The sequence below is a fragment of the Rummeliibacillus sp. SL167 genome (genome assembly GCF_007896505.1).
Classification (GTDB): Bacteria; Bacillota; Bacilli; order Bacillales_A; family Planococcaceae; genus Rummeliibacillus; species Rummeliibacillus suwonensis.
In genome coordinates, this window is record NZ_VCBM01000001.1 from 2,100,906 (window position 1) to 2,127,413 (window position 26,508).

Annotated in this window: 28 protein-coding genes; all 28 read right to left on the reverse strand. The window is 36.0% G+C overall.

Features of this window, described 5'->3' with window-relative positions:
* Nucleotides 1-68: 68 nt before the first annotated feature.
* The 28 genes from FEZ13_RS09450 to FEZ13_RS09585 all read right to left on the reverse strand — a co-directional run bounded on the left by FEZ13_RS09450 (nucleotide 69) and on the right by FEZ13_RS09585 (nucleotide 26,114).
* Nucleotides 69-1,247 carry an acyl-CoA reductase gene (locus tag FEZ13_RS09450; protein ID WP_146552414.1) on the reverse strand — a complete coding sequence of 393 codons (1,179 nt, stop codon included), beginning with the start codon at nucleotides 1,245-1,247 and terminating at the stop codon, nucleotides 69-71.
* The gene (locus FEZ13_RS09455) at nucleotides 1,244-2,305 is read right to left on the reverse strand and encodes a LuxE/PaaK family acyltransferase (RefSeq protein WP_146552415.1); all 1,062 of its coding nucleotides are present in this window, start codon (nucleotides 2,303-2,305) and stop codon (nucleotides 1,244-1,246) included. Before FEZ13_RS09455 ends, FEZ13_RS09450 begins: the two co-directional genes overlap by 4 nt.
* Entirely contained in the window at nucleotides 2,302-3,630 is a 1,329-nt protein-coding gene (locus FEZ13_RS09460; protein ID WP_146552416.1) for an AMP-binding protein, read from the reverse strand. Before FEZ13_RS09460 ends, FEZ13_RS09455 begins: the two co-directional genes overlap by 4 nt.
* Nucleotides 3,631-3,694: 64 nt before the next feature.
* On the reverse strand, nucleotides 3,695-3,934 hold the full coding sequence (locus tag FEZ13_RS09465; RefSeq protein ID WP_146552417.1) for an acyl carrier protein: 240 nt from the start codon (nucleotides 3,932-3,934) through the stop codon (nucleotides 3,695-3,697).
* Between the two features lie 95 nt (nucleotides 3,935-4,029).
* Nucleotides 4,030-4,761 carry an SDR family NAD(P)-dependent oxidoreductase gene (locus FEZ13_RS09470; RefSeq protein WP_146552418.1) on the reverse strand — a complete coding sequence of 244 codons (732 nt, stop codon included), beginning with the start codon at nucleotides 4,759-4,761 and terminating at the stop codon, nucleotides 4,030-4,032.
* 81 nt (nucleotides 4,762-4,842) lie between these two features.
* Nucleotides 4,843-5,532, reverse strand: a complete 690-nt coding sequence (locus FEZ13_RS09475; RefSeq protein ID WP_146552419.1) for an acetyltransferase — start codon at nucleotides 5,530-5,532, stop codon at nucleotides 4,843-4,845.
* The gene (neuB, locus tag FEZ13_RS09480) at nucleotides 5,522-6,604 is read right to left on the reverse strand and encodes an N-acetylneuraminate synthase (protein WP_146552420.1); all 1,083 of its coding nucleotides are present in this window, start codon (nucleotides 6,602-6,604) and stop codon (nucleotides 5,522-5,524) included. Before neuB ends, FEZ13_RS09475 begins: the two co-directional genes overlap by 11 nt.
* Complete coding sequence (gene neuC / locus FEZ13_RS09485; protein WP_146552421.1) at nucleotides 6,601-7,743, reverse strand: UDP-N-acetylglucosamine 2-epimerase; 1,143 nt, start codon at nucleotides 7,741-7,743, stop codon at nucleotides 6,601-6,603. The genes neuB and neuC overlap by 4 nt, the downstream gene beginning before the upstream one ends.
* A gap of 9 nt (nucleotides 7,744-7,752) precedes the next feature.
* Nucleotides 7,753-8,907, reverse strand: coding sequence for a LegC family aminotransferase (locus FEZ13_RS09490; protein WP_146552422.1), 1,155 nt, complete (start codon nucleotides 8,905-8,907; stop codon nucleotides 7,753-7,755).
* Nucleotides 8,904-9,902: an NAD-dependent 4,6-dehydratase LegB gene (locus FEZ13_RS09495; protein WP_146552423.1), complete on the reverse strand. Its 999-nt coding sequence runs from the start codon at nucleotides 9,900-9,902 to the stop codon at nucleotides 8,904-8,906. Before FEZ13_RS09495 ends, FEZ13_RS09490 begins: the two co-directional genes overlap by 4 nt.
* A 15-nt stretch (nucleotides 9,903-9,917) precedes the next feature.
* On the reverse strand, nucleotides 9,918-10,229 hold the full coding sequence (locus FEZ13_RS09500) for a hypothetical protein (RefSeq protein WP_146552424.1): 312 nt from the start codon (nucleotides 10,227-10,229) through the stop codon (nucleotides 9,918-9,920).
* 10 nt (nucleotides 10,230-10,239) lie between these two features.
* A complete protein-coding gene (locus FEZ13_RS09505; protein WP_146552425.1) occupies nucleotides 10,240-11,919 on the reverse strand; it encodes a motility associated factor glycosyltransferase family protein in 1,680 nt (559 codons plus the stop codon).
* A gap of 159 nt (nucleotides 11,920-12,078) precedes the next feature.
* Nucleotides 12,079-12,909 carry a flagellin Hag gene (hag, locus tag FEZ13_RS09510; protein ID WP_146552426.1) on the reverse strand — a complete coding sequence of 277 codons (831 nt, stop codon included), beginning with the start codon at nucleotides 12,907-12,909 and terminating at the stop codon, nucleotides 12,079-12,081.
* 196 nt (nucleotides 12,910-13,105) lie between these two features.
* Nucleotides 13,106-13,345 (reverse strand): carbon storage regulator CsrA, encoded by a 240-nt coding sequence (gene csrA / locus FEZ13_RS09515; RefSeq protein WP_146552427.1) that lies wholly within the window; start codon nucleotides 13,343-13,345, stop codon nucleotides 13,106-13,108.
* Nucleotides 13,345-13,788: a flagellar assembly protein FliW gene (gene fliW, locus FEZ13_RS09520; RefSeq protein ID WP_146552428.1), complete on the reverse strand. Its 444-nt coding sequence runs from the start codon at nucleotides 13,786-13,788 to the stop codon at nucleotides 13,345-13,347. Before fliW ends, csrA begins: the two co-directional genes overlap by 1 nt.
* 288 nt (nucleotides 13,789-14,076) lie before the next feature.
* Nucleotides 14,077-14,643: a DUF6470 family protein gene (locus FEZ13_RS09525; protein ID WP_146552429.1), complete on the reverse strand. Its 567-nt coding sequence runs from the start codon at nucleotides 14,641-14,643 to the stop codon at nucleotides 14,077-14,079.
* 67 nt (nucleotides 14,644-14,710) lie between these two features.
* Nucleotides 14,711-15,628: a flagellar hook-associated protein FlgL gene (gene flgL / locus FEZ13_RS09530; RefSeq protein ID WP_146552430.1), complete on the reverse strand. Its 918-nt coding sequence runs from the start codon at nucleotides 15,626-15,628 to the stop codon at nucleotides 14,711-14,713.
* 12 nt (nucleotides 15,629-15,640) lie between these two features.
* Nucleotides 15,641-17,314, reverse strand: a complete 1,674-nt coding sequence (gene flgK, locus FEZ13_RS09535; protein WP_146552431.1) for a flagellar hook-associated protein FlgK — start codon at nucleotides 17,312-17,314, stop codon at nucleotides 15,641-15,643.
* Nucleotides 17,315-17,729: 415 nt separating this feature from the next.
* Nucleotides 17,730-18,224 carry a flagellar protein FlgN gene (locus FEZ13_RS09540; RefSeq protein ID WP_146552432.1) on the reverse strand — a complete coding sequence of 165 codons (495 nt, stop codon included), beginning with the start codon at nucleotides 18,222-18,224 and terminating at the stop codon, nucleotides 17,730-17,732.
* A gap of 16 nt (nucleotides 18,225-18,240) precedes the next feature.
* The gene (flgM, locus tag FEZ13_RS09545) at nucleotides 18,241-18,504 is read right to left on the reverse strand and encodes a flagellar biosynthesis anti-sigma factor FlgM (protein ID WP_146552433.1); all 264 of its coding nucleotides are present in this window, start codon (nucleotides 18,502-18,504) and stop codon (nucleotides 18,241-18,243) included.
* 202 nt (nucleotides 18,505-18,706) lie between these two features.
* Nucleotides 18,707-19,963, reverse strand: a complete 1,257-nt coding sequence (locus FEZ13_RS09550; RefSeq protein ID WP_146552434.1) for a hypothetical protein — start codon at nucleotides 19,961-19,963, stop codon at nucleotides 18,707-18,709.
* A gap of 83 nt (nucleotides 19,964-20,046) precedes the next feature.
* A complete protein-coding gene (locus FEZ13_RS09555) occupies nucleotides 20,047-20,463 on the reverse strand; it encodes a TIGR03826 family flagellar region protein (protein WP_146552435.1) in 417 nt (138 codons plus the stop codon).
* 444 nt (nucleotides 20,464-20,907) lie between these two features.
* The gene (locus tag FEZ13_RS09560; protein WP_255473086.1) at nucleotides 20,908-21,534 is read right to left on the reverse strand and encodes a ComF family protein; all 627 of its coding nucleotides are present in this window, start codon (nucleotides 21,532-21,534) and stop codon (nucleotides 20,908-20,910) included.
* The gene (locus FEZ13_RS09565; protein ID WP_146552793.1) at nucleotides 21,534-22,910 is read right to left on the reverse strand and encodes an ATP-dependent helicase ComFA; all 1,377 of its coding nucleotides are present in this window, start codon (nucleotides 22,908-22,910) and stop codon (nucleotides 21,534-21,536) included. The genes FEZ13_RS09560 and FEZ13_RS09565 overlap by 1 nt, the downstream gene beginning before the upstream one ends.
* Nucleotides 22,911-23,486: 576 nt before the next feature.
* Nucleotides 23,487-24,329 carry a DegV family protein gene (locus FEZ13_RS09570; protein WP_146552436.1) on the reverse strand — a complete coding sequence of 281 codons (843 nt, stop codon included), beginning with the start codon at nucleotides 24,327-24,329 and terminating at the stop codon, nucleotides 23,487-23,489.
* Between the two features lie 220 nt (nucleotides 24,330-24,549).
* Nucleotides 24,550-24,765: a hypothetical protein gene (locus FEZ13_RS09575; RefSeq protein ID WP_146552437.1), complete on the reverse strand. Its 216-nt coding sequence runs from the start codon at nucleotides 24,763-24,765 to the stop codon at nucleotides 24,550-24,552.
* Nucleotides 24,766-24,901: 136 nt separating this feature from the next.
* Nucleotides 24,902-25,384 (reverse strand): ribosomal eL19 family protein, encoded by a 483-nt coding sequence (locus FEZ13_RS09580; protein WP_146552438.1) that lies wholly within the window; start codon nucleotides 25,382-25,384, stop codon nucleotides 24,902-24,904.
* 49 nt (nucleotides 25,385-25,433) lie between these two features.
* On the reverse strand, nucleotides 25,434-26,114 hold the full coding sequence (locus FEZ13_RS09585) for a nuclear transport factor 2 family protein (RefSeq protein WP_146552439.1): 681 nt from the start codon (nucleotides 26,112-26,114) through the stop codon (nucleotides 25,434-25,436).
* Nucleotides 26,115-26,508: the final 394 nt, after the last annotated feature.

Here is a 26,508-nt window from a genome sequence, read left to right on the forward strand (position 1 = left end):
CTGCCTTTAAATAGTTATATCCTCAACATTATTTTTAATAATGAATTAAATTTTTTCAATTTGATCAGTTATCTTATAATCACTTTCCTTGTAAATGATGTTAAAAAGTTCTGTCCATCCCAAATATCATCAAAGTCCAAAGCTTGTCCTATCGGAACAACACGATCAATACCTCTTGTCGAAATATGCTGAATCAATTCATTTAACTCTTCTTTTTCGAACCCATAATAAGCCATTGTTTGATCCTTGTCTGAAATAATTTTGGAAGCATCTACTAAACGCTGAATTCCATATTCATAAAACAGCCCCCCACCACAATGTTTTTCACGTGCTTCTATAGGTAATTCTTCCAATGAAACACGTGAAAAATATGTTTTAGGTGTCACATTTTCTACATAATCTTCTACAGCTAACTGTAAACTAGTTGTATATTTAGTCACTTGAGTTGCTGCTAGTAATTCATAATTTTTTTCTTGTATTTTCTTTTCAAAGGTTGTCCAAAACCTTTCAGGCTTTTCTCCAGTCCATATAATGAGACGTGGTGAGGAACATGCCATTTGATTAAACCAAAAAGAATCATTATAAAAATGTTCCACTAATTGATCTAATTGCTGTTCATCTAAAGAAGCGACTTTGTTACCATTTAAAACTGCTAATGAAAAACGATCGGCAAATGCCAGCTCATTCGCTAACGGTGCTAATGGTACTTGTCGAATCGATTGAATGGTTGTATCGCCTCCCCAAATAACACGTGTATGACAATATTTACTAATGAGATAAGTAGCTTCTTTTTCGGAATGATCATATGTACAAATAATCGTTCGATTAGAAATCCCTTCATAATGAGGTAACTCTTCTAAAATAATTTGCAATAATTCGTTCATACCTGTTTTGCTAGAAATACGTATCACATTTCGATTACCTGCTAACAACGATAATAACCATGAATAAACAAAAATTGTATCTACATTGGAAGGTGCAATATGAAACACTGTTCCACGTGCTTTTATAATTTCATCCCTATTTTGTTCTTCAAAATGAGTTTGTAATTGTTTGATATTGGCTTTTCGTAACCAATAACCAAGCGCAACTACTTCTGGTAAGGAACGCAATTTTAAAAAACGCTTAGAGAGGGCTTGTGTAAAAGATAAAGCCTCTTCATTAAATGGTCTAAAAGTAGCTTGTTGATTTAAAAATACTATCGTTTCTTCTAATGATTTATTATTTTGTGGCCAAAAGAACTTCAAGCTTTTACACTCCCTTCAAACGTATCACTACATCCGCGAATCTCTGCTTTTGGAACACGTCCTGCTACACTAAAATATTTGCCTTTCCAACCACAAGCACAATCGTCCACTCCTAAAACTGTTCCCAAATCTTCCGTTAAAAGAGAATGTCCTGGATAACTTTTTGGTAATTCGCTTACTACTTGAATCACCCCTTGTTCACCGTTTGGCAAAGGTTCAAATGTAATCGGATCACGTATAATCACATCTGCATAACTTGGTGCATGCAAGTGACCTTCATCACATTCCACAAAAATAGAGCCAATTTGTTCGACCATACCATAATAATTATGCACTTCTTGAATGCCAAGTTGTTCTTTTAATAAATGATTAAAAGTATCAGCATTAACCGCCTCATCTTTTAACTTTTTCCAGCCACCACCATGAATCAATACACTATTACCAAAATCAATATGCAATCCTTTATCACGAGCTTCCTTGTAAACATACTGCCAAATCATAAAAGTGAAGCCGAATAATAAAATACGTTGCCCTTCATATTGCTTTAAGTAGACCTGTAACCCTTCTACATCTAATGTCATATCATCATTTAAAGCATAGAAATGCTTTCGACCAAAATTTGCAAAACCTAGTATACCTGCTCCTCTTGCACTAAAGGACTTACGATTTTTTAACACCGATTTTGTATCTAAAATAATCATTGGTAAACGTTTATCTTCTAAAATAGGTTTCATTACTTTGACCAATGTTTTGGTTTGCGTAATAGCAGTTTCTTTATCTAAATAAATTTTCGAAACTTGTTGCCCTGTCGTTCCACTTGAAGTTAATACTTTAGCAACTTCTTTATCTGGAATAGACTTTAAATCCATTAATTTAAAAAGTTGGACAGGTAAATAAGGCACTTCTTCTAAACAAGTTGCTTCAACTTTCATATGGCTCTTTTTAAGCATTTTTTGATAAAGTTCGCAATGTGCTTGATGCCACTTCGTTAAAGTATTTAACTTTTGAAGTAACTGCCGTTCTTTGTCAGCCTGTTCTAAATGATATGGCTCTATCATAAACATAGCTCCTTCAATTTCATATAATCTGTTTTTCCATTTGGAAAACGTGGAATCGATAATACTTTCACCTTAAAAGCTGTTGGATGAAGATGATATAATTCTTCAATCGCTTCCTTAACAGATTCAACTAATTCCTGTTGTTCAATCACTACAATTAATTTATCGTCCGAACCTGTACAAGCTAAAGGTGTTTGAAAACGTACTTCTAATTTCTTTTCAACATCATCTAAATTAATACGTAACCCAAATAGCTTAATAAAACGTTTTAAACGACCTGTAATTGTAAAATAGCCTTCTTCATCCACAATAGCGGTATCTCCTGTATAAAGAACGCCATGCATTTCATCCTCTTTTGCCAAATCCTCTATACTTTCTGCATAGCCCATCATCACATTATATCCTCGATAAACGAGTTCATCTTTTTCAACGGATAACTGACCATCTGGTATAGCAATCCCGATTGTGCCTGCTTTCTCTAGTACACGCTCATACGGAATATATGACATACGTGGTGCTGCTTCCGTCTGCCCGTACATAACATAAAAACGTTTATTTTTTTCTAGTGCATATGTTCCAAAATAACGTACCAACTTTTCATTTAAGCGCCCACCCGCTTGTGTTAACGTTTTTAGATGTGGCAAATTCATTTTGACAAATCCAACTCTTTGCAACATTTGATAAGTAAACGGTACGCCTGCTAATGATGTCGCTTGTGCATCTTGAATAAGTTTCCAAAATGATTTTTGCATCACGCTTTCATTTGTTAAAATGATTGAAGCTCCCGCCAATAAATGACTATTAATAATCGACATACCATAGGAATAAGATAAGGGTAAATTCATAATGCCTCTTTCTTGTTCATCAATCTCTAAATATTCAATGATTGATTTCGCATTGGCTTGTAGATTTTGATATGATAATCTCACAAATTTTTGACTTCCTGTTGTTCCAGAAGTACTTAATAGTACTGCTAAATCCTCATGAATTATATAAGATGGATTAATTTCACACATTAAATAATTTTCTTTCACAACATAACCTTGCCATTCATCTAACCCTACAATCCAGTAAGGTTGGTATTTCGTAATAATCGATGTTAATAATTCTTTATTCGTGTCCGCTGCTAAAAGCATGACAGCATGTGGACTATTCATAGCGGAAATATAGGCAGATAAAATTGGCAACGTATTGTCACATAGGATTAAAATTAATTGTTTCTGTGAATGATTAAAAGAAATTATTGGAATTTCATCATAATTGTAATGACCACCCTCTTTTGTAATAACAGCTAGTTGCTGACGATCCATATTAAAAAAGCTCATGGAAATCTCCTTTCATGAAAAAAGGCATGGTACCCTCTACCACACCCCTTTACTCCCAAAAATATTAAAATTGCACATCATATTTTGTTAAAATTTCTTTTGCTTTTTCAAAACTACTCATGTCTAATACATCATCAGTGTCTAACATTGTATCAAACGTATCATCAATTTCCGCAATTAATGCCATATGACCAATAGAATCCCATTCAGGGATATTGTTATATGTCAAATTGTCTGTCACTTTCGATACTTCAATACCAAGTGCCTCTGCAAAAACTTGACGTAATTTTTCTTCATTATTCATATTGATCCCTCAACTTTGCTTAATATATATGAGTAACATACTATTTTTTATTATAACAAACGTAGATGAATGCTTACATTTATAAATTAAAAATATTAAACAATCATACCACCATCTACACCAATAACTTGTCCAGTCACATAGGATGCTGAGTCAGAAGCTAAAAATAAAATAACGTTCGCTACTTCATCAGCTTTGCCAATACGCCCCATTTTAATTTCAGATAAACGTTGTGCATATTTTTCTGTTGATAATTGTTTCGTCATATCTGTTTCAATAAAACCAGGGGCAACGGCATTTACACGAATGTTATAATGAGCTAATTCTTTAGCTCCTGAATAAGTAGCACCAATTACAGCAGCTTTACTAGCACCATACACAACTTGCCCTTCATTGCCCACACGTCCAATAATAGAGCTTAAGTTAACAATCGAACCGTGTCGTTGTTTCATCATTAAGCGTGCAGCATACTGCATATGGTAAATAACTGCTTCTGTATTTACAGCTAATGTTAAAGATACTTGTTCTTGATTAACCATACCTAGCAAAGCATCGTCTAAAATACCTGCATTATTAACCATTGCATCCAAATGTCCCACATTTTTTTTAATCCATCTGAAAGCTTCTTTAATAGCTTCTATGTCACGCACATCATAAGATAATGTGTAAACAGTTGCTTGATATTCCATCTCTAATTGTTCTTTAATTTGTGTCAAACGTGCCTCATCTCGGCCATTCAAAATAACCGTCCAGTGTTGTTTTGCAGCTTGAACAGCCGCTGCATACCCAATACCACGCGTAGCTCCTGTTATAAAAATTACTTTCATTATATCTATCTCCTGTTATTGTTAAATATTTTAATATTAACTAAGAAACTCTAAACTAAATCTTAATATTTTATAAAAATATCATTTTTCGAGAAAATTAGGAACTACCAGCTTTCTTCCAGGTACTCCTATAATAGTTGTATTTGCTTTAACTTTTTTTATTCCCACTGTACCGGCACCAATAACAGCGGAATCTTCGACAATTGTTCCTGGAATCAGATTTGCATGTGTACCAAAATACACATATTTTCCTACGGTGCAATTACCAGTTATATCACAATTACCACTAATTGTTGTATACTTTCCTATTTGACAGTCATGTCCTATAGCAGAATGGATATTTATAGTAACAAAATCATCAATTTTACTATCGCAGGTAATAATTGCATTAGGGCAAACAACTACCCCTTCTCCCAATATAATATTTTCCCCAATAATAACAGAAGGATGTATAAACGTTAAGAATTCAACTTTTTTCTTTTTCATTTGCAAAACTATCTTTTCTTTTAAAGAAGGATCTCCTATTGCTAGTATAAATAAAGCATTATTAATATCTTTACTTGTTAATTGGTCAAATGAAATTAATTGATAATTTTCCAAATACTTCACAATAGGATTCTCACTTAAATCTTTATTTACCAATGGATCATCAATAAAACCCTTAATGATCCATTTCTTATTATTATCAGGATGTTGTTTTACCCAAGATAAAATCTCTCTTCCAAACCCACCAGCTCCAACAATCCATAAATCCTTTAAATTATTTTTCATTTTTTATAATTTCATCCTCTTTATAATCATTCAATGCTTTTTTTCCTAAATAGTCCCAATAAAATAGTGGATTAATTCCTGTGGCCGGTCTTTTAATAATTAAATTTTCTGGAGTAAAATATTCTCCTTTTTTTATTATTTTATTTGCTACTATACTTTTTCTTGCAATTAAAATATTTTTCTTCTCAGAATCAGCTATTACTTTGTTTGATTGACCTAGTGCACGTTCTGTAAAACGAATATTATCAATCATTTCCTTTAATTCAAATGGTTCTAAAGAAGCTTGGTGGTCTGGACCTTCCATTGTTTTATCTAATGTGAAATGCTTTTCAATCACTGTAGCACCTAATGCCACCGCTAGGGAACCTGTGAGTGGACTTTGAGAATGGTCAGATAACCCAACTTTTGTATGAAATTCTTTAGCTAGTGTCAGTAATGTTTTTAAATTAATATCTTCTACTGGAGTGGGGTATTCAGTTGTACATTGTAAAATTGTCACTTTTTCTTTCAAGATTGATATATCTTCTGTTTGATAAATTTTTATAACTTCTTCAAAGTCTTTAGGAATAGTATTTTTTCTCGTATAGCCATAATAAATAATCGCTAATGCATTATGAATATCTTCTAATGTGCACATTCCCGTAGAAAGAAATATATCTTTTCCAGTCTGTGCGGCTTTCAAAACTAATGGAGCATTATTAACATCACCAGAAGGAAGTTTAATATATGGTACATTTAAAGTTTTATCTAAAAATTCAATACTATCTATATCAAATCCTGTTGATAAAAATGTAATTTTATTTTTCTCACAATGTTTTTGAATTACTTTAAAATCTTCATAAGTTAATTCTAATTTCTTCACCATTTCTAATTGAGACTCTTTCTGATCCGTTGTTTTTTTTTGATATTCTGCTTTTGCAGCATTTTTACTAATTGTGTTTTCAGTAATAAATGTTTGAAATTTTACTGCATCTGCACCAGCCTTAGCTGCTTCCTCCACTAATTTTAAAGCCAATTCAAGAGAGCCATTATGATTGACTCCTGCTTCAGCAATTATATATGTTCGATTCATAAATCATAAAACTCCTTTTGTACTTTAAATGTTTTTAAAGATTTTAAAATCTCAATAATTTTTTTGGAAGATTTACCATTACCAAAAATTTGTTCATAAGGTTCTTTAAACTTTAATGCTTTTACAATTCCATGATTTATATCACCTTGTGTAACTCCGGTAGTAAAAACTGAGTTAGGGCACTCTCTACCTTTTTGTCTATCCCCTATATTAACAGTTGGTGTCTTTAAATAGGGGGCTTCTACTAATCCACTAGAAGAATTACCAATAACTAAATGTGCATGTTTTATAGCACTTAAATATTTCAATTGCCCTAATGAATCAAATAATTTTGCTCTCTTATTTTTTTCGACAAAATCAGCAATTTTTTTATTTATTTCACGTCCTCCATTATCAGCATTTGCTTTTGTAAATACTAGATTCACATCATAATTATTTAAGCAAGCCAATAAATGATCTATTGCTTTAGTAGATTCTTTTTTTGATATAGAATTTGTCTCAGAATGTTGTGTAATTAAAAATAGAGGTTTCTGTGAATCTAAATTTAAATTATCATACAATTCCTTTTTATGCATTAACTTCAAATTAAAAATATTTTCAATACCTATGGCACCAACATTAAACACTCTATTAGGATTCTCTCCTAATTGAATAACCCTTTTTTGATGCACTTCTGTACTAGTAAAATGCCATGTAGCCATTTTTGTTATAGAATGGCGAATAGCGTCATCATAAGCACCAAATGTATTTTCTCCTCCTGCAATATGTGCAATCGGTATGTGCATAATTAAAGCTGTCTGTGCTACAGCTAGCATTTCATATCGATCTCCCAGTATCACAACCAAATCTGGTTTCAAATGCTGAAAAGCTGTAGCAAAACCAATAGTTGCTAAACCCATTGATTTAACTACAGCCGAAGGAGTGTCAGAAGATAATAACATTTCTACTTTTTCATTGACTACAAAATTATCTTTTTCAATTTGTCGATAGGTCAGACCAAATTCTGGAGATAAATGTGCGCCTGTAGCAATGATTTGCAATTCAAAAGAAGGTTCCTTTTGAATCTTTTTCATTAAATTCATTAACAAACCATACTCAGCCCTAGTACCAGTAACAACACAAATTCTTCTCTTTTTCATTTACATTCCTCACTTCATTGGTGTACTTGGCACATTCACAATTTTCTTATTCAAATCTTCAATAACCGATAAATCACTTCTAGGACAATCTTTATACATTTGTAAATAATGCATTGGTTGCCAAATCGGGCGGCTCATTATGCCACGATCATTTAAATACGCTAATACTTCATCACGTCCAACTGTTTCGTCCAGTATCAATGTTTGTAACCAATAATTGCTTTTAGCATAAGCTGGTTCTTTAAATAATTGAATCCCCTCTAGATTGACAACTAATTGCTGATAAAAATCTGTTAAGCTTCGTTTCATTGTTAAAAAATCATCCAAATTTTCTAATTGCCCACAACCTAATGCGGCATTAATATTTGGCATACGATAATTATAGCCAATTTCGTCATGAACATATTCCCATCGATGGGGTACTTTTGCAGTCGTCGTTAAATGTTTTGCATAATCTGCTAACTGCTCATCGTTTGTTAAAATAGCGCCCCCACCACCAGTGGTTGCAATTTTATTGCCATTAAAGCTCATAGCATTGACTTTACCAAAACTACCTGTATGTTTCCCTTTATAATAAGAACCCAATGATTCAGCTGCATCTTCTATTAAAATAAGACCGTATTTATCGCATACTGACATTAATTCATCTAACTCAACTGGATGCCCAAATGTATGCATTGGAACAACAGCACGAATAACTCTCCCAGTTTCTTTATTGAGCAGTTCATCATGTTGACGAACAGCTATTTTTCCTAAATAGGCATCTAATTTTTGTGGGTCAACACCTAAAGATTTTTCAGATACATCAATAAAATGTGGAATAGCTCCTGTATAAGAAACAGCATTCGCTGTTGCAATGAACGTCAAAGCCGGCATTAATACTTCATCGTTTGGTTTCACACCTGCCACTTTTAAAGCAATATGCAACGCTGCAGTACCATTGACAACTGCCACTGCACGTTTGACACCTACTATTTTTGCCAAGTCTTCTTCAAAACGTGTTACATATGCTCCTACAGAAGACACCCAGCCTGTTTTCACACAATCTGTTACATAATCTAATTCCTTATCACCAAATGTTGGTTCATGAAGTGGCACAAAATCCTTTTGATAATGTGCTTTTATTTCTTTGATAAATCCATCCCATTGAGTATTATTGATCATATATTATAAACATCTACCTTATATTGAGCTAAATTTTGTGGATTGGTAAACCAATCAATGGTTTCTTTTAAACCTTTGCGGAAACCTTCTTTACCACCATACTGTGGTTGCCAGCCGACCAATTCTTTTGCTTTTTTATTTTCAGCCCATAGGCGGTTGACTTCACTTTTTTCAGGGCGTAAACGTTGTTCATCTGTTTCAATTTTTAGATTTACATTCATAATATCGGCAATTAGTTTAGCCGTTTCACCAATGGAAACTTCGTAGTTAGAACCAATGTTAATGACTTCACCAATGGCCTTTTCTGAATTCATCACTGAGATAAAGCCAGATACAGTATCTTTGATAAAATTAAAATCACGTGTTGGACTAACAGCACCTAGCTGAATCGTTTCTTTTCCATTCGCTAATTGACTAATAATAGTTGGAATGACTGCACGCGCTGATTGACGTGGACCGTATGTATTAAATGGACGAATCAAAGAAACAGGCGTATCGAATGAACGATAGTAAGACATCGCAATTTGATCAGCACCAATTTTAGAAGCTGAATAAGGTGACTGCCCCTGTAAAGGGTGTTCTTCATCTATGGGAACATAAAGAGCTGTTCCATATACTTCACTTGTTGAAGTCTGAACTACTTTTTCTACGCCTAATTCCCGAGCTGCTTGCACAATATTCAGTGCCCCATTAATATTCGTTTCTATATAAGTTGCAGGGGAATGATACGAATATGGAATAGCAATTAATGCGGCTAAGTTTAAGACATGCGTACAGCCTTTCATTGCCTCCTTCACACCAAAAGGATCCCGAATATCCCCTGAAAAAATATCTAATGAATCTTTAATCTCTTTAGGAGAATGATCCAGCCATCCCCATGAATTAAAAGAATTATAATAGACAAAAGCACGCACATCATACCCTTGACGTACTAATTCTTCTGTTAAATGAGAGCCGATAAAACCATCTGCACCAGTTACTAGGATTTTTTTCATATTATTCACCTTTAATTAATTTTTATTTAGCTCTTCTTTCAAAAACAATAGTAATTCATATTCTACAATATCACCTAGTAGGTAATAATTTTTGTCACTTAGTGCTATATTAATCTTTTTTAATATATCATTTAGTGCGTCTACTTGTTTTGAATTATGGGAGGCTATTAAATATTGACTAATCCATGAAACCCCTTCAATTAGATCTTCAAAATCCTTTGTAAATGATTCTTCATTTTGCTCTTTCAATTTAGCAACAAATTTCGGCAAATTATTGACTAATTGTAAAACATATTCTTGATAAGATTTATATAGTTCTTCATTCATCTTTCATTACCTATCTTTCCTTTTGATAATAATCATACGTTTTTTTTACTTTTCCACGTACTTCGATTGTTTTTTTATACATTTCATTATACAAATAATAATTTTGATCATACACACGATTATATATTTCCTGATCAGTTTCTTCTAATTTTGGTCTAAACTTTTGCAAAACGACTGCATCAATTTTTTGAAAAACAACACCAATGCCCGTTTGGTCCATTAATTTTTGTATCTTGGAATCCTGTTCACCTAGAAAATCTACAATTGCATGATCTAACAATGAATGATGAATGATTTTCTCAACACATTGTTTTAAGATTTTTTCCAATTCATCTAATAGCAAAAGAATTGTTGCAAAGCCTTGTACGACTTTTTTTCTATCAACACTTGCCTCAACGGCAGTCTTTGATATTGATCGACCATTACAATTATTTCTGCAATTACGTTCTAAAAATTGCTGAAACGGTATATTCATAAATTCTTCAATCAGAATACCACCCTCTGTACAATTAAAGGTACGGTTTTGTCCATCAAATCTCCTGCATAAGATTTCAAAGGATTTTTTCATTTGATAAAATGGATGATCGGTTAAAACTTTTTCATCTTCATTATAACCTTCTGTATAAAATAGGCCTCTCTTCTTTACTTCTTCATCGCTCAATTTTTTTCTGTTTAAATTATTTTCAGCATGCGTCTGAAAATTAGTATATGCTAAATCTTGTCCTATAAACGCAATATTTCCAGTCGTCATTTTTAATGCTAGGGCATAAGCATAGTTAGCAACAGAGCCTCCACCTGCTAAAGAACAAAGGTCTTTGGATGAAAACAAAGAGAATGGATGAGATAATTTTTGAAAAACCTCAGAAACGAAAAAATATGCTTCAGAAGAATTTAATAAAGGACCAATTTTATAATAATGTTCCATTGAGTATACTACTTTCGTATGACTTAAATTTGCTGAAATATTCTTAAAATGTTCATAATAAATTTTTGAACCGTCTACCGAAAATAAATAATCTGGAACAATATTTTCTTTTAATAAAGAATTAATGGTTGTACCAGAACATAGCAAAATTATTTGATTACGGTACTTTTTCAGCAAAACCAATTGTTTGGTTAAAGAAGGTCCTCCTGAAGCAATGACAATTGGCATATTATGTTGATAATACAGATCAGATATAGGATGATCTTTCATAGCAGCATAAAAACAATTATTTAAAAAATTCATATACCATTTTTCAGCGTTTAAATTCAGTGTATTTTGAATAACAATATTGGAATATAAATGCTCCTTTACCCACAAAAGAATATCTTTAATCTTGGAGGCAACCATTTTTTCATAATTTGGTGCAACAATAATATTAACAGAATCGGTTACATGTATAGCTGATCTTAATGTCATTTCTATTTCTTTCTGATTTTCGCCATCTACATACACTACATCTGGAATATTTTTTAACAGCGGTTCTAAAACTAAAATTTCTTCGTCTTCGTTTTTCTGCTTCGATAATTCTCTGTATATATATCCTTTTCCATATCCTATTAGTAATTGAATATCTGCTGGGCGATAGTGTTTTTTAACAAAATATTTCGCTTCTTCCGTAGGATTATAGGGGCTGTGTAAACAGATTCCATTCACTTTTATGATTTCTTCTCCATTTTTAGCTACATCGGTTTGAATATCAAGCAATAGAAAACATTCCTTTCTTTGTTACAGTATATATCGGTTTATTTTTCAAAAATATAAGTTCATCAACCATATTTGTAGCATTAAAAAAGCAAGAAAAGAGATGATAAATCTCTTCTCCTGCTTATTAAAATGATATAGACTTTACAATCAATTATTATCTTATTGTAATAATTGTAGAACACCTTGAGGTTGTTGGTTCGCTTGTGCCAACATAGATTGTGCAGCTTGTGTTAAGATATTATTTTTTGTAAATGCCATCATTTCTTTTGCCATATCTGTATCACGAACACGAGATTCAGCAGCTGTTAAGTTTTCAGAAGCAACACCTAAGTTATTGATGGTATGTTCTAAGCGGTTTTGAACAGCCCCTAGACCAGAACGAGTTTTAGATACTTTGTTAATAGCGTCATCGATTAATTTGATAGCATTTGATGCATTACCACCAGTTGAAACGCTAACTGTACCAGATTGTACACCCAATGCTGTTGCACTCATATCAGCAATTTTCAAGTTCAATGTTTGACCTTTATTGGCACCAATTTGGAATGTTAAACCGTCCGTAGATTGAGTACCATCAATTAACTTTTTATTGTTGAATTCTGTTTGTTCAGCAATACGTGTAATTTCTTGTTGTAGTTGTGAAATTTCATCATTCAAATTATTACGGTCATTTGTAGCTTCATCGTTTGTATCGTTACGAGATTGTACTGCTAATTCACGCATACGTTGAAGAATTGAATGTGTTTCGTTCAATGCACCTTCAGCTGTTTGGATTAAAGAAATACCATCTTGTGAGTTTTTAGATGCCATGTTCAAACCAGAGATTTGTCCGCGCATTTTTTCAGAGATAGCAAGACCAGCAGCATCATCACCAGCACGGTTGATTTTGTAACCTGAAGATAATTTTTCTAAGTTTTTAGAAGCGGCATCATTGTTGATTCCTAAATTACGGTGTGCATTTAAAGCTGAAATATTGTGTTGAATTCTCATAATGAGATTCCTCCTTGAATTGTTTTTATTTCCACGTCCCTGTGGAGTTGTTTAGCTTTCGCCTTACACAATATATATCGTAGGTGGTTTTAGATTGTTTAGTCGATTTTTAAATTTTTTTATTTATTTTTGAGAAATTTCATGTTTTATTTTCTCTTATTGTTAATGGATTAAAGAAAACAATTGATATTCATGGCTAATTTTCTTTATTAAAATCCTTTTTTCCTTCCCATCCCTTCAACAAATCAATCGAGGCATTCAGCGCCGCTTTGTTTTCTTCTTGGATAGCTTTATAGACTTCGGAGCGATGGACTTTAACAGAGCGAGGGGCATCGATGCCGAGTTTGACTTGATCGCCTTCGACTGCAATAATTTTCACTTCAATAGTATCACCAATCATGATGGATTCACCTGTTTTGCGTGTGAGGACTAGCATCATTTTGCCCCCTCTGTCACTGATTGGAGTGGATAATGTAGTAGTTCTTGATGGTTGTCGTTTAAAATGATTTGTTTTCCTTGTTGCTTTTTGGTGTTGATAACAATCGGTGCTAACAGATTAATCGTTGAGTTTGGCAATGTATCTTTCAATGTAACAATGGCGTATGTAATAATATCTTCCTGCTTTTCAATGCTAAGTGCTTCTACATCCTCATCGGATAAATCGAATGCGTAGTCTGCTTTAAACAAGTATGGAAAAGCAAGTACAAAGCCGGTTTGAGGAGTGTTTGTTGATTGTAAAATGATGAATGGTGTATTTTCGCCAAACGGAATCAGTACAAATTGTTTTTCGTCTGGGAAGCCTGGGATACCTTCTTCAAATGTTATAAACCTTTCCTTTTCGACTTCTACTTGTCCTAAGAATTTTGTATCTATTTTCAATGTATTTCTCCCTCGTTTCAACATATTATCTAATTCTTTTCTACTATTATTCTATCATAGACTTTCCAGAAAAGAAGTAAGTATTGGCTGTTATTAATCCCGCAATTTCAGGAAATCATACGTCCACCTTAAAGTTCAACGAAAGTAATGAAGTTAGGGGAGCGATCAACTGTCGCATGTGTCCAATTAGTTGAACTAATCATCAGTGGTGGATAAAGAAAAATCCACTGATAAATGAAAGGTTCACTTTATGACAAAAAAGAAGTGTACGCTAGATTAGCATACACCTTAATTTTCCCCTTTGATCACTGTTGTTTCGACGGATGGTCTTTGTATTAACGTTCCAGTGACATCTCCAGGTGTGTAGTCATGGACCACTTTTCCAATTTGAACATCAATCTTTGGTTGATGTCGTTGGATGTTGATATCAAGACTACCTGCTTGATAATGGATTTTTACAGCGCCAACAGATGGTTTCCATGTGATCGCCATTTGAGGTGGTGCTGGGATCGCTTTACTTGCTGCGATACGCCTGATAGCGTCACCAGAATTTTTGGATATATTCATCATTTGATCGCCCTCACTCGCACGACGCGCGATGCCTTCCATTGCTTTTTGTTTTCCCTTTTGGGCATTGACCTCGACCGCTTCCTTTGGTGTGTAGAGTCCTAAATCACGATAGGCTTGAGAAGAATCAATCAGTAGCTTTGCTGGTGTTGAATGAATTTCAAGTGTTGCGGCGGGTTGCTCAATATGCTGTTTGGCACGCGGCTGTTCAATATGCTGAACAGGGTCACTTATATTTAGGGCTAGTTTCGCATCAGTTGTATGAATTTGAATATGATCTAATTTCATTATTATCACATCCTTTAGAAAAGGACTCTCAAAATACTGGTGAGAGTCCTCCAAAAATTATGAATGATTAAAGAAAATCTACTAATGTTGGTTGAATAATTCGTCCACCTACTGATAAAGCCGCACGATGAATGGATTCTTCAGTGATTAGATTGGTAATCGTTTCTTCATAATCGACATCTTCGTTATCAGACATTTGTTTGGTTGTACTAATTTTTTGAATACTTAGACGGTCTGCCATCATATCGGCACGATTTTGTTTGGCACCAATTACTGAACGTGCTTGCAACGCATCTTCTTGAACATCTTGAATATCTCCAAGAAGATTACCAATGACAGTACCAGATGTTGTACCTGCATTGAGCGCATCGTCATCATTCAAGGCAGTTTGTACGTCCGCCATTAAATTATCGATTTTTCTGAACAACGTTGCACCATCTACGTTAACATCTAGTGTGACACCGTCATAAACTTCTATCGTTACATTCTGTGAATTTCCATTTAGTGGAACATCCTTATCGTCTTTTGAACTATTGGCTGTTGAACTTGTAAATAGTGGACTGAGTGTTTTAGTTCCACTGAAAATATAAGAATCCCCTACTTGTGTATTGGCTACATCCCTAATTTGTTGGCGAATTTGATCGATTTCAATTTTAATCTTTTCTCGCTCTTCATCCGTATTGGTATCATTCGCTGCTTGTGTAACAAGCTCCTGTACCCGTTGCAATCCACTTCCCACTTGTTTTAGCGCATCATCAGAGGAATCTAACCAGCTATTAACTGTCGTCATATTACGTGTATATTGAGAATTTTTAGCTAATTCTGTTCGATAGCCTATCCCTTTAACGGTGGCAACAGGATCATCTGACGGACGAGTTATTTTGGAGCCTGATGACAATTGCTCTTGATATTTTCCTAGTTTACTATTGCTATTATTTAAATTACGAAGCATATTGTTTGAAAGCATTGATTGTGTAACACGCATTGACTATACCTCCTATAATCCTACGCGGCCCATGCCGTTGATGATTTTATCTAATGTCTCATCTACAACTGTAATCATACGTGCAGATGCATTGTACGCTTGTTGGAACGTAATCATATTGGTCATTTCTTCATCTAGTGATACAGAACTCATAGATGCGCGATTGTTAGCAACGGTTAGTTGCTGCGTTCCTGCATTGTACGCCATCGTTGCTGCTTCTTGACCTTGAACACCTAAGTTGCCAACAAATCCTTCGTAATAGGTTTGGGCAGATGCATTATCTAAGCCTGTGATCGTTGTCGTTTTTAGATTAGAAAGCTCAATGGCATTTTTACCATTTCCTTCTTCCCCCGCAACTGTGGAAGCTGCAATTTTGTTAGTATCTTTTAGAATATCAGCACTCACTTTAATGTTGGCGGCCGTGATTGTTGCATCATTTGGACTGTCGTTACCATCCACAAAGAAATTTTCTCCTACAGCTGAAGGAACACCATCTTTTGCTAGAGTATAGCCATTCTTGTGAATTTCATTAAATTTCTTTGCAAATTCTCTCGCTAACAAATTCAACTTTTCCAATTTATCTGGATATAGACCATCGGATAAGTTTTTGTCAGCTGCTACTGTAATGGTTGTAAGCCATGCATCTGAGCCATCTGTTGTTACAGCATCGGATGAGGCTACATCATTATTTTTTACCGCATACCCATATGAATCAATCAAAGAGGCCATTTTCCCAGATCCAACATCATCGAATTGATCATAATTGATAGAAGTTGTGGCGCCGCCCAAATCAATGGTAAAGTTGGTGAATGGTGTATACGTATCTGAGCTATCAAAAGCTCCTAGTGTGTAACCACCTGCACCATCTGGCTTATACCCATTCGCAGTAAATGTAGCCGCTTGGTTTTGATCTACGACTTTTACCAATGAACCATCGTCTAATTTAATCGAAACATTCATTTTCCCTTCTGCAATATCTAATGCGTTACCACCAGATGGGGTATAACTAACCGTCACATTAAAGTATTCAGATAGCTGGTCGACTAGTGTATCGCGAGCGTCATACAAATCATTCGGTAAATAACCATTTGGCTCTACATTACCGATTTGCTGATTGAGCGCTGCAATTTGTTTCAGGATGGAATTGACATTACCAGATTCTACGCTAATTTCATTTTTTAAATTTGTTTGGATCTGCGTTAGTTGCTTACTGATGTAATTAAACGAATCCGCTAAATGTTCACCGCGTTGGGCGACTACCGCACGAGTAGCAGCACTGTCCGATTTTGTACTTAAATCTTGTAATGCCGCATAGAATTTATCGAATGCTGCGTTTAAACCATATTCAGACGGTTCTGCCAAGATGTCTTCCATTTGAGAAATAGCATCTGATTTGGATGACCAGTAGCCTAATTTTGTTGACTCCTGACGATACTGGTTATCGATAAATTTATCGCGGATACGCGTAACGGAACCAGCTTGAACACCTGTTCCTAAGAAACCGGGTACTTGCGGTGTATACATACCGACACCTGGAAAGCCCGCTGTTGCTTCCATATTCACACGTTGACGCGAATAACCGTCCGTATTTGCGTTCGCAATATTATGTCCCACTGTATAAAGTGCTGATTGCTGTGTGGTAAGACCACGTTTACTTGTTTCTAAACCCATAAATGTGGAGAACATATTTTACCTCCTAAATTTAGCTACAAAAAGTAGTTGTATTTCATTCATTCGTTTCATATATGTCTTTAATCGGTTAAAATAATGTTTTTTTTAGATGTATCTACAATATTCGTAACTTCCTATTTATTTAAACAAAACCTTATTAAAATGAATAAACCGTATGAAATCTAATCTATAAACTTTGTTTCATACGATTTTATTTTCAAGTATTTGTATGAAAATCATAAGCATATTGACTTTCTAATTTTCCCTACCCTACAAAATGGAACTAATTTTCGTTACGTTGTGGAAGTCGAGTAGGTAATAGCGAGAATCACCCTAAAGTGAATAATAGACGTTTTTTGACGTTTATACGCATATCTCCAGCCTGAATTTATCGGCAACACGTCGGCTAAAATCAATTCATGTTCCAGCCTTATGCCTGTGAATCGAAATGTACTTTTGACATATTATTGCCTCGTACTTCCGTTTTAGAATAATTGATTTGTTCTGGTTGTGGACGTAATAAATCTAATGTCATATTCACAAATTGTAAAGATTGAAAAACTAATTTCTGATTTAAGTCATTTTGCTTTTTTAGAGTCTTAATCGTTAATAATAGTCTTTTTCTTACTTCATCCAGTTGGGCTTTTTCTTCCGGCGAATCAGCTACTTCCATAACATCGGCAACTGTCGGCTGACCAGATGGAGCAATCCCCTTAGCTCCTAAGTATTCCGTTACCACTTTCTGGCGTTGTTGCTCGAGCTGTGTAATTGCGGCTACATGCGCTTGCTCATCCTTAAGCATTTGATCGATTCCTTTCATGTCTCCAACTTTGATCAGTTCAGTCTTATGATAAGAAAGTTTGAGTAGACTCTTATGCATTTTCTCAAGTTTATCCATAATGGTTAATAGTCGATCAATGGACATTTCTCAAACTCCTTTTCTACTTGCGATAATATTTCAACATATCCGACGCAAGTTTTTGGGCATCTACCCGATAATTGCCAGATTCTATCTGTTCTTTTAGTTGTTGAACTCGCTCAGCTCTTTCATCAGCATAACTCTTAATGCCTTGTAAATCTTTAGCTGCTGAAGAAATCTCTAATTGATCTGTTACACTGAAAGTACTTTTTTTCACTTGCTCTGTTTTTAATGATTGATTTTGATAAGGATTTACCTTATTTACACCATAATTATATATTTTCATCTCTTACGCCCCCTCACCTATAGCGTTTTCTATATGTTATTTCGGATAAGTTTATGTAATGTTAAGTAAATTAACCGAATAGAGAAAGACTTCCTATTATTCAAGTGGCTCCATAGTTCCATTTTCCTTTTAAAATTTGATAAAGTGAAGCTTCCATCAGTGAGGGTTTTCTTCATCTCCCATTGATGGCTAGCTGAACCAATCAGCCTTTTACTACTGGCTGTTTTTCTATTATCTGCTCGTTGTTCCTATTTTGATATGGATGATTTATGACTTGTTTATTATAAGGGGATCTATTTGTGAAATAGGCGAAAGGTGGGGTGCGTGGATAAATAGAATCTTGTTTCGTGATGAAATTTCTTCTTCCGTGGATTGGGTCCCTCTTTCCGTGGATTGAGGCTCTTCTTCCGTGGATTGGGTCCCTTCTTCCGTGGATGGAACCCTCTTCCGTGGATGGGACCCCTTCTTCCGTGGATTGGGGCTCTTCTTCCGTGGATGGGACCCTCTTCCGTGGATGGGACCCTTTCTTCCGTGGATTGAGGCTCTTCTTCCGTGGATTGGGACCCTCTTTCCGTGGATTGAGGCTCTTCTTCCGTGGATTGGGGCTCTTCTTCCGTGGATTGGGGCTCTTCTTCCGTGGATTGGGTCCCTTCTTCCGTGGATGGGACCCTCTTCCGTGGATGGGACCCCTTCTTCCGTGGATTGAGGCTCTTCTTCCGTGGATTGAGGCTCTTCTTCCGTGGATTGGGTCCCTCTTTCCGTGGATTGAGGCTCTTCTTCCGTGGATGGGACCTTCTTCCGTGGATTGGGGCTCTTCTTCCGTGGATTGAGGCTCTTCTTCCGTGGATTGGGGCTCTCCTTCCGTGGATGGGACCCTCTTCCGTGGATGAGACCCCTTCTTCCGTGGATTGAGGCTCTTCTTCCGTGGATTGGGTCCCTCTTTCCGTGGATTGAGGCTCTCCTTCCGTGGATTGGGGCTCTTCTTCCGTGGATGGGACCCTCTTCCGTGGATTGGGTCCCTCTTTCCGTGGATTGAGGCTCTTCTTCCGTGGATTGGGGCTCTCCTTCCGTGGATGGGACCCTTTCTTCCGTGGATTGAGGCTCTTCTTCCGTGGATTGGGGCTCTCCTTCCGTGGATGGGACCCTTTCTTCCGTGGATTGGGTCCCTTCTTCCGTGGATGGGACCCTTTCTTCCGTGGATTGAGGCTCTTCTTCCGTGGATTGGGGCTCTTCTTCCGTGGATGGGACCCTTTCTTCCGTGGATTGAGGCTCTTCTTCCGTGGATTGGATCCCTCTTTCCGTGGATTGGGGCTCTTCTTCCGTGGATGGGACCTTCTTCTTCCAAGGAACGATTTAATTTTATTAGAAGTATGATTTTCCCTTCTGAAAGGCTATGCTTTCGATGAGATTTACGCCGATCCACCAATAAAAAAGAACTAACAAAAACAATTGTTTTCATTAGTTCGTGATTTTTTTAGTTGATGACACTTTATCAAACTTAAGCGCAAACGTTACTCATGATAGATAAGCTCTTAAAAGGTTTTATCGATCTCGCCGTTCTGCCAAATAAGTCGCTTTGGAATTTTCTTCAATATTTTTTCGGAATTCCTGACCTGCTTCAAATTTTTTCAAATCCGATTTGAGCTCATTTGCACATTTATCACATAATTTTCCCTTTGTTGTTAAACGACCACAATTATCACATGGATAACCTAGATTTGGAAATAAAGCTGGTTGTAATCTATTTTTTTTAACCCATTTATATAAAAGTTCTTTTTCTACCCCCGTTGCTTCGACAATTCGATCTACTGTAGCTGCTCGGTTTTCTCTTTTTCGTAAAAAACGATACACCTGTTCATACATTTTTTCTTCTTCAGCCGCACATTTCGGGCAAACCTCTCTGACACCGGTGTAATTAAAGAAATCACCGCATCTTGGACAATTTCGTAATTCCCCCATATTGGTTCCTCCTATTATATCCTTGTCTTCGTTATTAATATTGTCGACATTACCAAGTAATTTTCCATAATCTATTTATAGGAAATTGATTTTCTAGTTATATCATAACAAATTAATAGGACTTTGGGTACTTATTAAGAATTGATGTTCTTTATGAAGTTACGTTTTTTGTCAAAAAGTTGTGAATTATTCAGGCTTATGATCGATTTTTGGAAATATAGACACTTCAAAAATGGGATCTTTTTCGACCTTGAATAAGTCTTCTGAAAAACGATAGAATCGGTATTTTCATTGAGCCAAAACGATCTTTTCTTTCATTTTATAAGCTAAAAAAGTTGATTTTTTTCATGTTTCGAAGATAAATTGACTGTCCAATGATTTACTTGCTGGTACGGAATCGAGACTGGCGACTGTCTTTTGTGTTTGATTGAACTTTGTAAAGCTTCAACCTTGAATAAGGGTAAAGGCTGTGACCTTTTCTGCTCCTGCTTCTAACAATAATGACTTCGCATGTCTAATGGTGGTGCCCGTTGTGATAATGTCATCTACTAAAACATAATGTATCTTTTCGATGGTGACATGCTGTTTTAGCCTGAAGAGCTGGTCTGATTGTTCTCGTTCTTTTTTCGATTTACTTGATTGGGTGGTGGGGAGTTTTTTCTCCAATAAATGCATAAAGGGAATATTCGCAGCATTCAATAATTCATCGATATGTGCAAAGGTCCTTTCCTTTAATTTTTCAGGATGCATCGGTATTGGAACGATAGTTGCTTTTTCATCTTTAAGATGCTGGGAAATTTGTTCACGAAACACTTCTGACAATACGACATCCCTCATAAATTTATATTGATGCAAGAAATCTTTCATCGGCTCATTATAATGATATAGTGCCGTAACATCCTTGTATTTTTGCTGTTCACATGTGACTGGCTCAAATTTTTGGAAGCATTTTTCGCAAATAACGGGGTCCTTTGTTTGAGTAAGTAGTTTACACCAAGTGAGCTTGTTTGGTAACAGTGTGGCACATAGGTAGCAACGAGTGATGGTCATCTGTGGCAATTTCTCTCGCATTACATAAGCACCTCCATATCGTTGAGCATCATGATCTCCTTTCGTGCCTCATCCATTTCAAAGGTAATGCCATGATGAAAAAACACCAGATCACCAGTTGGACAGTCGGCAGAACGCCCTACTCGTCCACCAATTTGAATGAGTGCGCTTGCGGTGAAAATACCACTTTCTGCGCCAACGATTGCCACTTGTACTTTTGGAATAGTGACCCCTCTTTCTAAGATGGTTGTCGTTAGTAACCCAGGTACTTTTTTCTCTCGAAGTGCAGCTACCTTTTCCTTGCGATTAGGATCATCTGCATGTACAGCTTCAATAGCTGGGTGTAATTTTTGAAATAATGGCACGGCTTTCTCCATAAGTTCGATTGTTGGGAAGAAAAGGAGAAATGGTTCTTCATTTGTCAGCCTTAAAGTTGTCCAATTTTGTAGTTTTTTAGGTATCTTGCCCTTTGTTATTTGTTTTTGATAGTTGAAAAGTGAATCATAGCGTGGTACTGGAAGCGGATGACCATGGTATCGCCTTGGAATAAACGAATACCCTCCTCTCCATTTTTTCAACTTTTCCTTTAATTCAGCAGATGGCGTTGCGGTGACATATAGAATGGGGGCATCTGGCTTCTTCGCTTTCTCAACTGCTTGCTGTAAAGTTTCATCGAATATATATGGGAAGGCATCCGCCTCATCAACTATCACAACATCAAAGGCTTCTTCAAATCGATACAATTGATGCGTCGTTGCAATAATGAGTGGGGAATAACGTTTTTCTACTGCTACACCTCCGTATAATGCTTGTATAAAAATATTTGGAAATACTTTTTGAAAACGCGGTGCTAATTCTAATACAACATCTGTTCGTGGCGTAGCAACACAAACTCGCTTATGCTGCATCAGACATTCTGCTACAACTGGAAACAGAATCTCCGTCTTTCCAGATCCGCAAACCGCATGCAATAGATGCACTCGATTCTTCTTGACGCTATCGATCAGTTCATCTGATGCCTTTTGCTGCTGTGGTGTAAAAACACCTTTCCATTGAAATAAATGTGAACGTTTTAATGTTGGCTGGTGCGATGATAAGTTTTTTTGCTGTGGTCCGATCCATTTGACTAAACTAGAACAGCTGCTTACTCTTCCCATCTTGATGCAGTGTCGACAATATACGCAGATTTGTTGACACTTCGCACAATTGAAATGAGCAAAGAACTCTGGATTTTCGTTGTGGCAGCGATTGCAAATGTATTTCTTATTTGAGAATAATTTGTGAGTGGTGGGGATCATACGTATACCTGGTATTGTTTGAATATAGCCCATCTTGATATGTTGGTGGATAGTTTCCTTTAAGAAAGGTAAATGCTCGTAAAGCCATAAACGTCCCATTAAGAAGTCGCGAAGTTGGTCGTTTATCAAATGGTGTGGGACGTACAAATCTTTTAGCGGTTGTGACTTGTTGAGTTTAAAATGCAAGTTTTCCCTCCAATTCTGGGGTTGGATTGGGTTTATATTACAAAATGATGCGGTGCAATGCAAGAGATTTTTAGGTAATTCTCTTGATTTTATTATGGATTATAAAGATGGAGGAAATTTATCACATACAATCAGGCATTGTATGAAGTCTCACTTTAATATGATTTAAATACACTTAATGTTCTACGAAATTGTAGTTTGAAGACTAAGATAGATAATTTCTAGAGCGGTTGAAAAAGTTCATTTTAATAAAAATTTGATTTTTTAGTATTAATTATATTTATTTTAAAAAGCAAATTATTATCATTAAAAATGACCATTTCACCATTTTTTAATGATCTCCTATTTTCTAACTGTATGTAAATTCAATAATTTATCCCTTCCTATATTTAAAAAGTTCTTTCTTACTGCTAAATAATAGGTAATTTTTTGACTTTTAATCATGCAAAAATCTCACTAAGAAATCTTAGTGAGATTCATATTTTACTATTATTTTTTATACCAACCTAACCCAAGCGATCCTTCTCCTAAATGTGTACCAATAACTGGGCCAAAATAACTTAGTTTGAAGTGTACAGATGGATATTTTGCTTGCAATGTTTCGAGCCATTCTTGTCCTTCCGCTTCGCAATTGGCATGAATCACTGTTGCTTCAATATTCGGATGCACTGCAACATCCTCACCTAATAGTTCTTCAACACGCTTTAACGCACGTTTACGGGTACGGATTTTTTCAAATGGGACAATCACTTTGTTTTGAAAATGCAAGATAGGTTTGACTTGCAATAAGCCACCGATTAATGCGGATGCTGCAGAAAGTCGGCCACCGCGCTGCAAATGAGACAAATCATCTACCATGAAATATGCACGCATTTCTTGTTTCATGTCATCAAGCTTGGTGATAATTTCTTTGGCTGAAGCACCTTGTTGTGCCATTTTAGCAGCTTCAATAACGTAAAAACCTTGAACAGCACAAGCAATTTCACTGTCAAAGCCATAAACATCGACACCTTCGACAATTTCCCCTGCTTGAACCGCTCCTTGATATGTACCACTAATACCACTAGATAAGTGAACCGTCACGATTTCGTCATAGTCTTTTGCTAATTTTTCAAATAAAGAAACAAACTCGCCAATTGGTGGTTGAGAAGTCTTTGGAAGCTCCTTCGCTTCTCGAACTTTATCATAAAAAGTAGCAACGTCTATATCGACGCCCTCCGCATATGTCTCTTTGTCAAAAATAACACTAAGCGGTACTACGTGAATATTGTATTGTTGTTCTTCAGCTTTGGACAAGTAGGCTGTACTATCTGTTACAACGGCTGTTGTCATTATTCATTCACTCTCCTACCTAGTTCTTCATTTTATAGTATATCTCTTTGAATGTTCAATGAAAAAGATTTCTAGCATTTAGTTTTACTGATTTTTAGCAATAAGTCAAATCACACTATTGAAATGGAGAGAATCTATACATGTGTCACTTTTTCGATGAGGGATTTTTATCTGTGAATTATATTTGGAGGGTTGAGGAGTTGTACGCTTGTTTTAGGACTTAAATTATTCCGTCCGTGGATACAATTTGTTTTTCCGTGGATTGGCTTCCGACTTCCGTGGATTGGGGATGATATTCCGTGGATTGGAGGCGATATTCCGTGGATTGGAGGCGATATTCCGTGGATTGGAGGCGATATTCCGTGGATTGGAGGCGATATTCCGTGGATGGCCATCCATTTTCCATGGATGGCATGGCATTTCCCATGGATGGCATGGCATTTCCCATGGATTGGAGCGTATTTCCCGTAGATCAACCCATTTTAAGGAAATTCAAGAGGACAGTTCTATAGGAATCAGACAATTTTCTAGATTATGCTTTGAGAGTACTTTATTATGGGGAATGACTCTATTTACTTCATTTTGTAGATGACAGAGTTGGATGATTCTAATGCTATTTTGGAGGACTTAAGTTTTCCGATTCGTGGATACAATTCGTTTTTCCGTGGATTGGAGACGATATTCCGTGGATGGCTCCCGACTTTCCGTGGATGGGCTCCCGCCTTCCGTGGATTGATCTCCGCTTTCCGTGGATGGGCTCTCTTCTTCCGTGGATGGGCTCTCTTCTTCCGTGGATGGGCTCTCTTCTTCCGTGGATTGGCTCCCGCTTTCCGTGGATGGGCTCTCTTCTTCCGTGGATGGGCTCTCTTCTTCCGTGGATGGCTCCCGCCTTCCGTGGATTGATCTCCGCTTTCCGTGGATGGGCTCCCGCCTTCCGTGGATTGGGGATGATATTCCGTGGATTGGAGACGATATTCCGTGGATGGGCTCCCGCTTTCCGTGGATGGCTCCCGACTTTCCGTGGATAGATCATTTTCGATAAATAATTTTTTCACCATAAAAAATGCAAGGATGTGGTTCCTTACATTTTTATCAAATAGTGGATTATTCTTTTGTTCCCATTACATAGACAGCTGAGATCCCCCATTTGCCATCTTCCTTGATCAGTACTGTTACTTGATTTAAGGGTTGTGTGAATGATTGGTCACCTTGTTTTACTACTGTTTTAATATTCGCAAAAACTTCTGCATAATTTTCTTTGTATTTTTTTATTGTTACATTTTTAGCAGTTCGTTTTACATCGTAGTCTTTAAATGCTTGTTTCGTATAATCGATTTCTTCATCATAGTTAAAGCCCTTTGGATTTTCTGCTAATGTTTTGGCGTAACGATTGATATCTTTAGCATTGAATGCATCTATATATTCGTCAAAATCTGCTAGGATGGCCTTCTTCTCATCGGCTGGTACTGATTCGGCCTCACTTACTTTACCATCAGAGTCTAATTCGAAACCGACTTTTTCTTCGTCGTCGTTAGATGAATCAGATGTTGCTTGGTCTTCACTTTTATCTGCTGTCGAATCTTCTTTTTCTGTCGTTTTGGTAGCTTCAGTGTTTTGTTTGGTATCTGACACGCCATGATTGATCGAATTATCTTGTGATGCATAATCGCTATCTTTTGTAGAGCCAGAATTATTATCTTTAGCACCATCATCATTATTGCCGCAGGCTGCAAGCACAAGCATTAAGGCACAGATCCCGAACAGTGCTATTTTTTTGAAATTCATTGATTTCCCTCCTACTTTCTCTTTGAAGTTTAGGATACCCATATTTTTTTATAATTCATCATCAAATATGCTGATTATCCAATTCTACCCATAAGGTAGCTTGAAAAATAGAGAGTTTTTCAGGATTACACCCGATTTTCGTCCTATTTTTCCTTATCAACACACCTGATTCGTCATATCTACAATTTCGCCCATGATTAAGACGTACTAGATATAAATAAGTTTCGAATATGTATATCACGTATAAAGTTTCAAATACACTCAATTAGTATAATCCAAAATATATTTCTATGTCATCAGAGTGTTTTTTGAAGTACAAAGCAAAACTTCCATTCAAAGAAAATCTTATAAATACAGTGAAACTTTACCATGGTGGAAGGGTTGCTTCATCCCG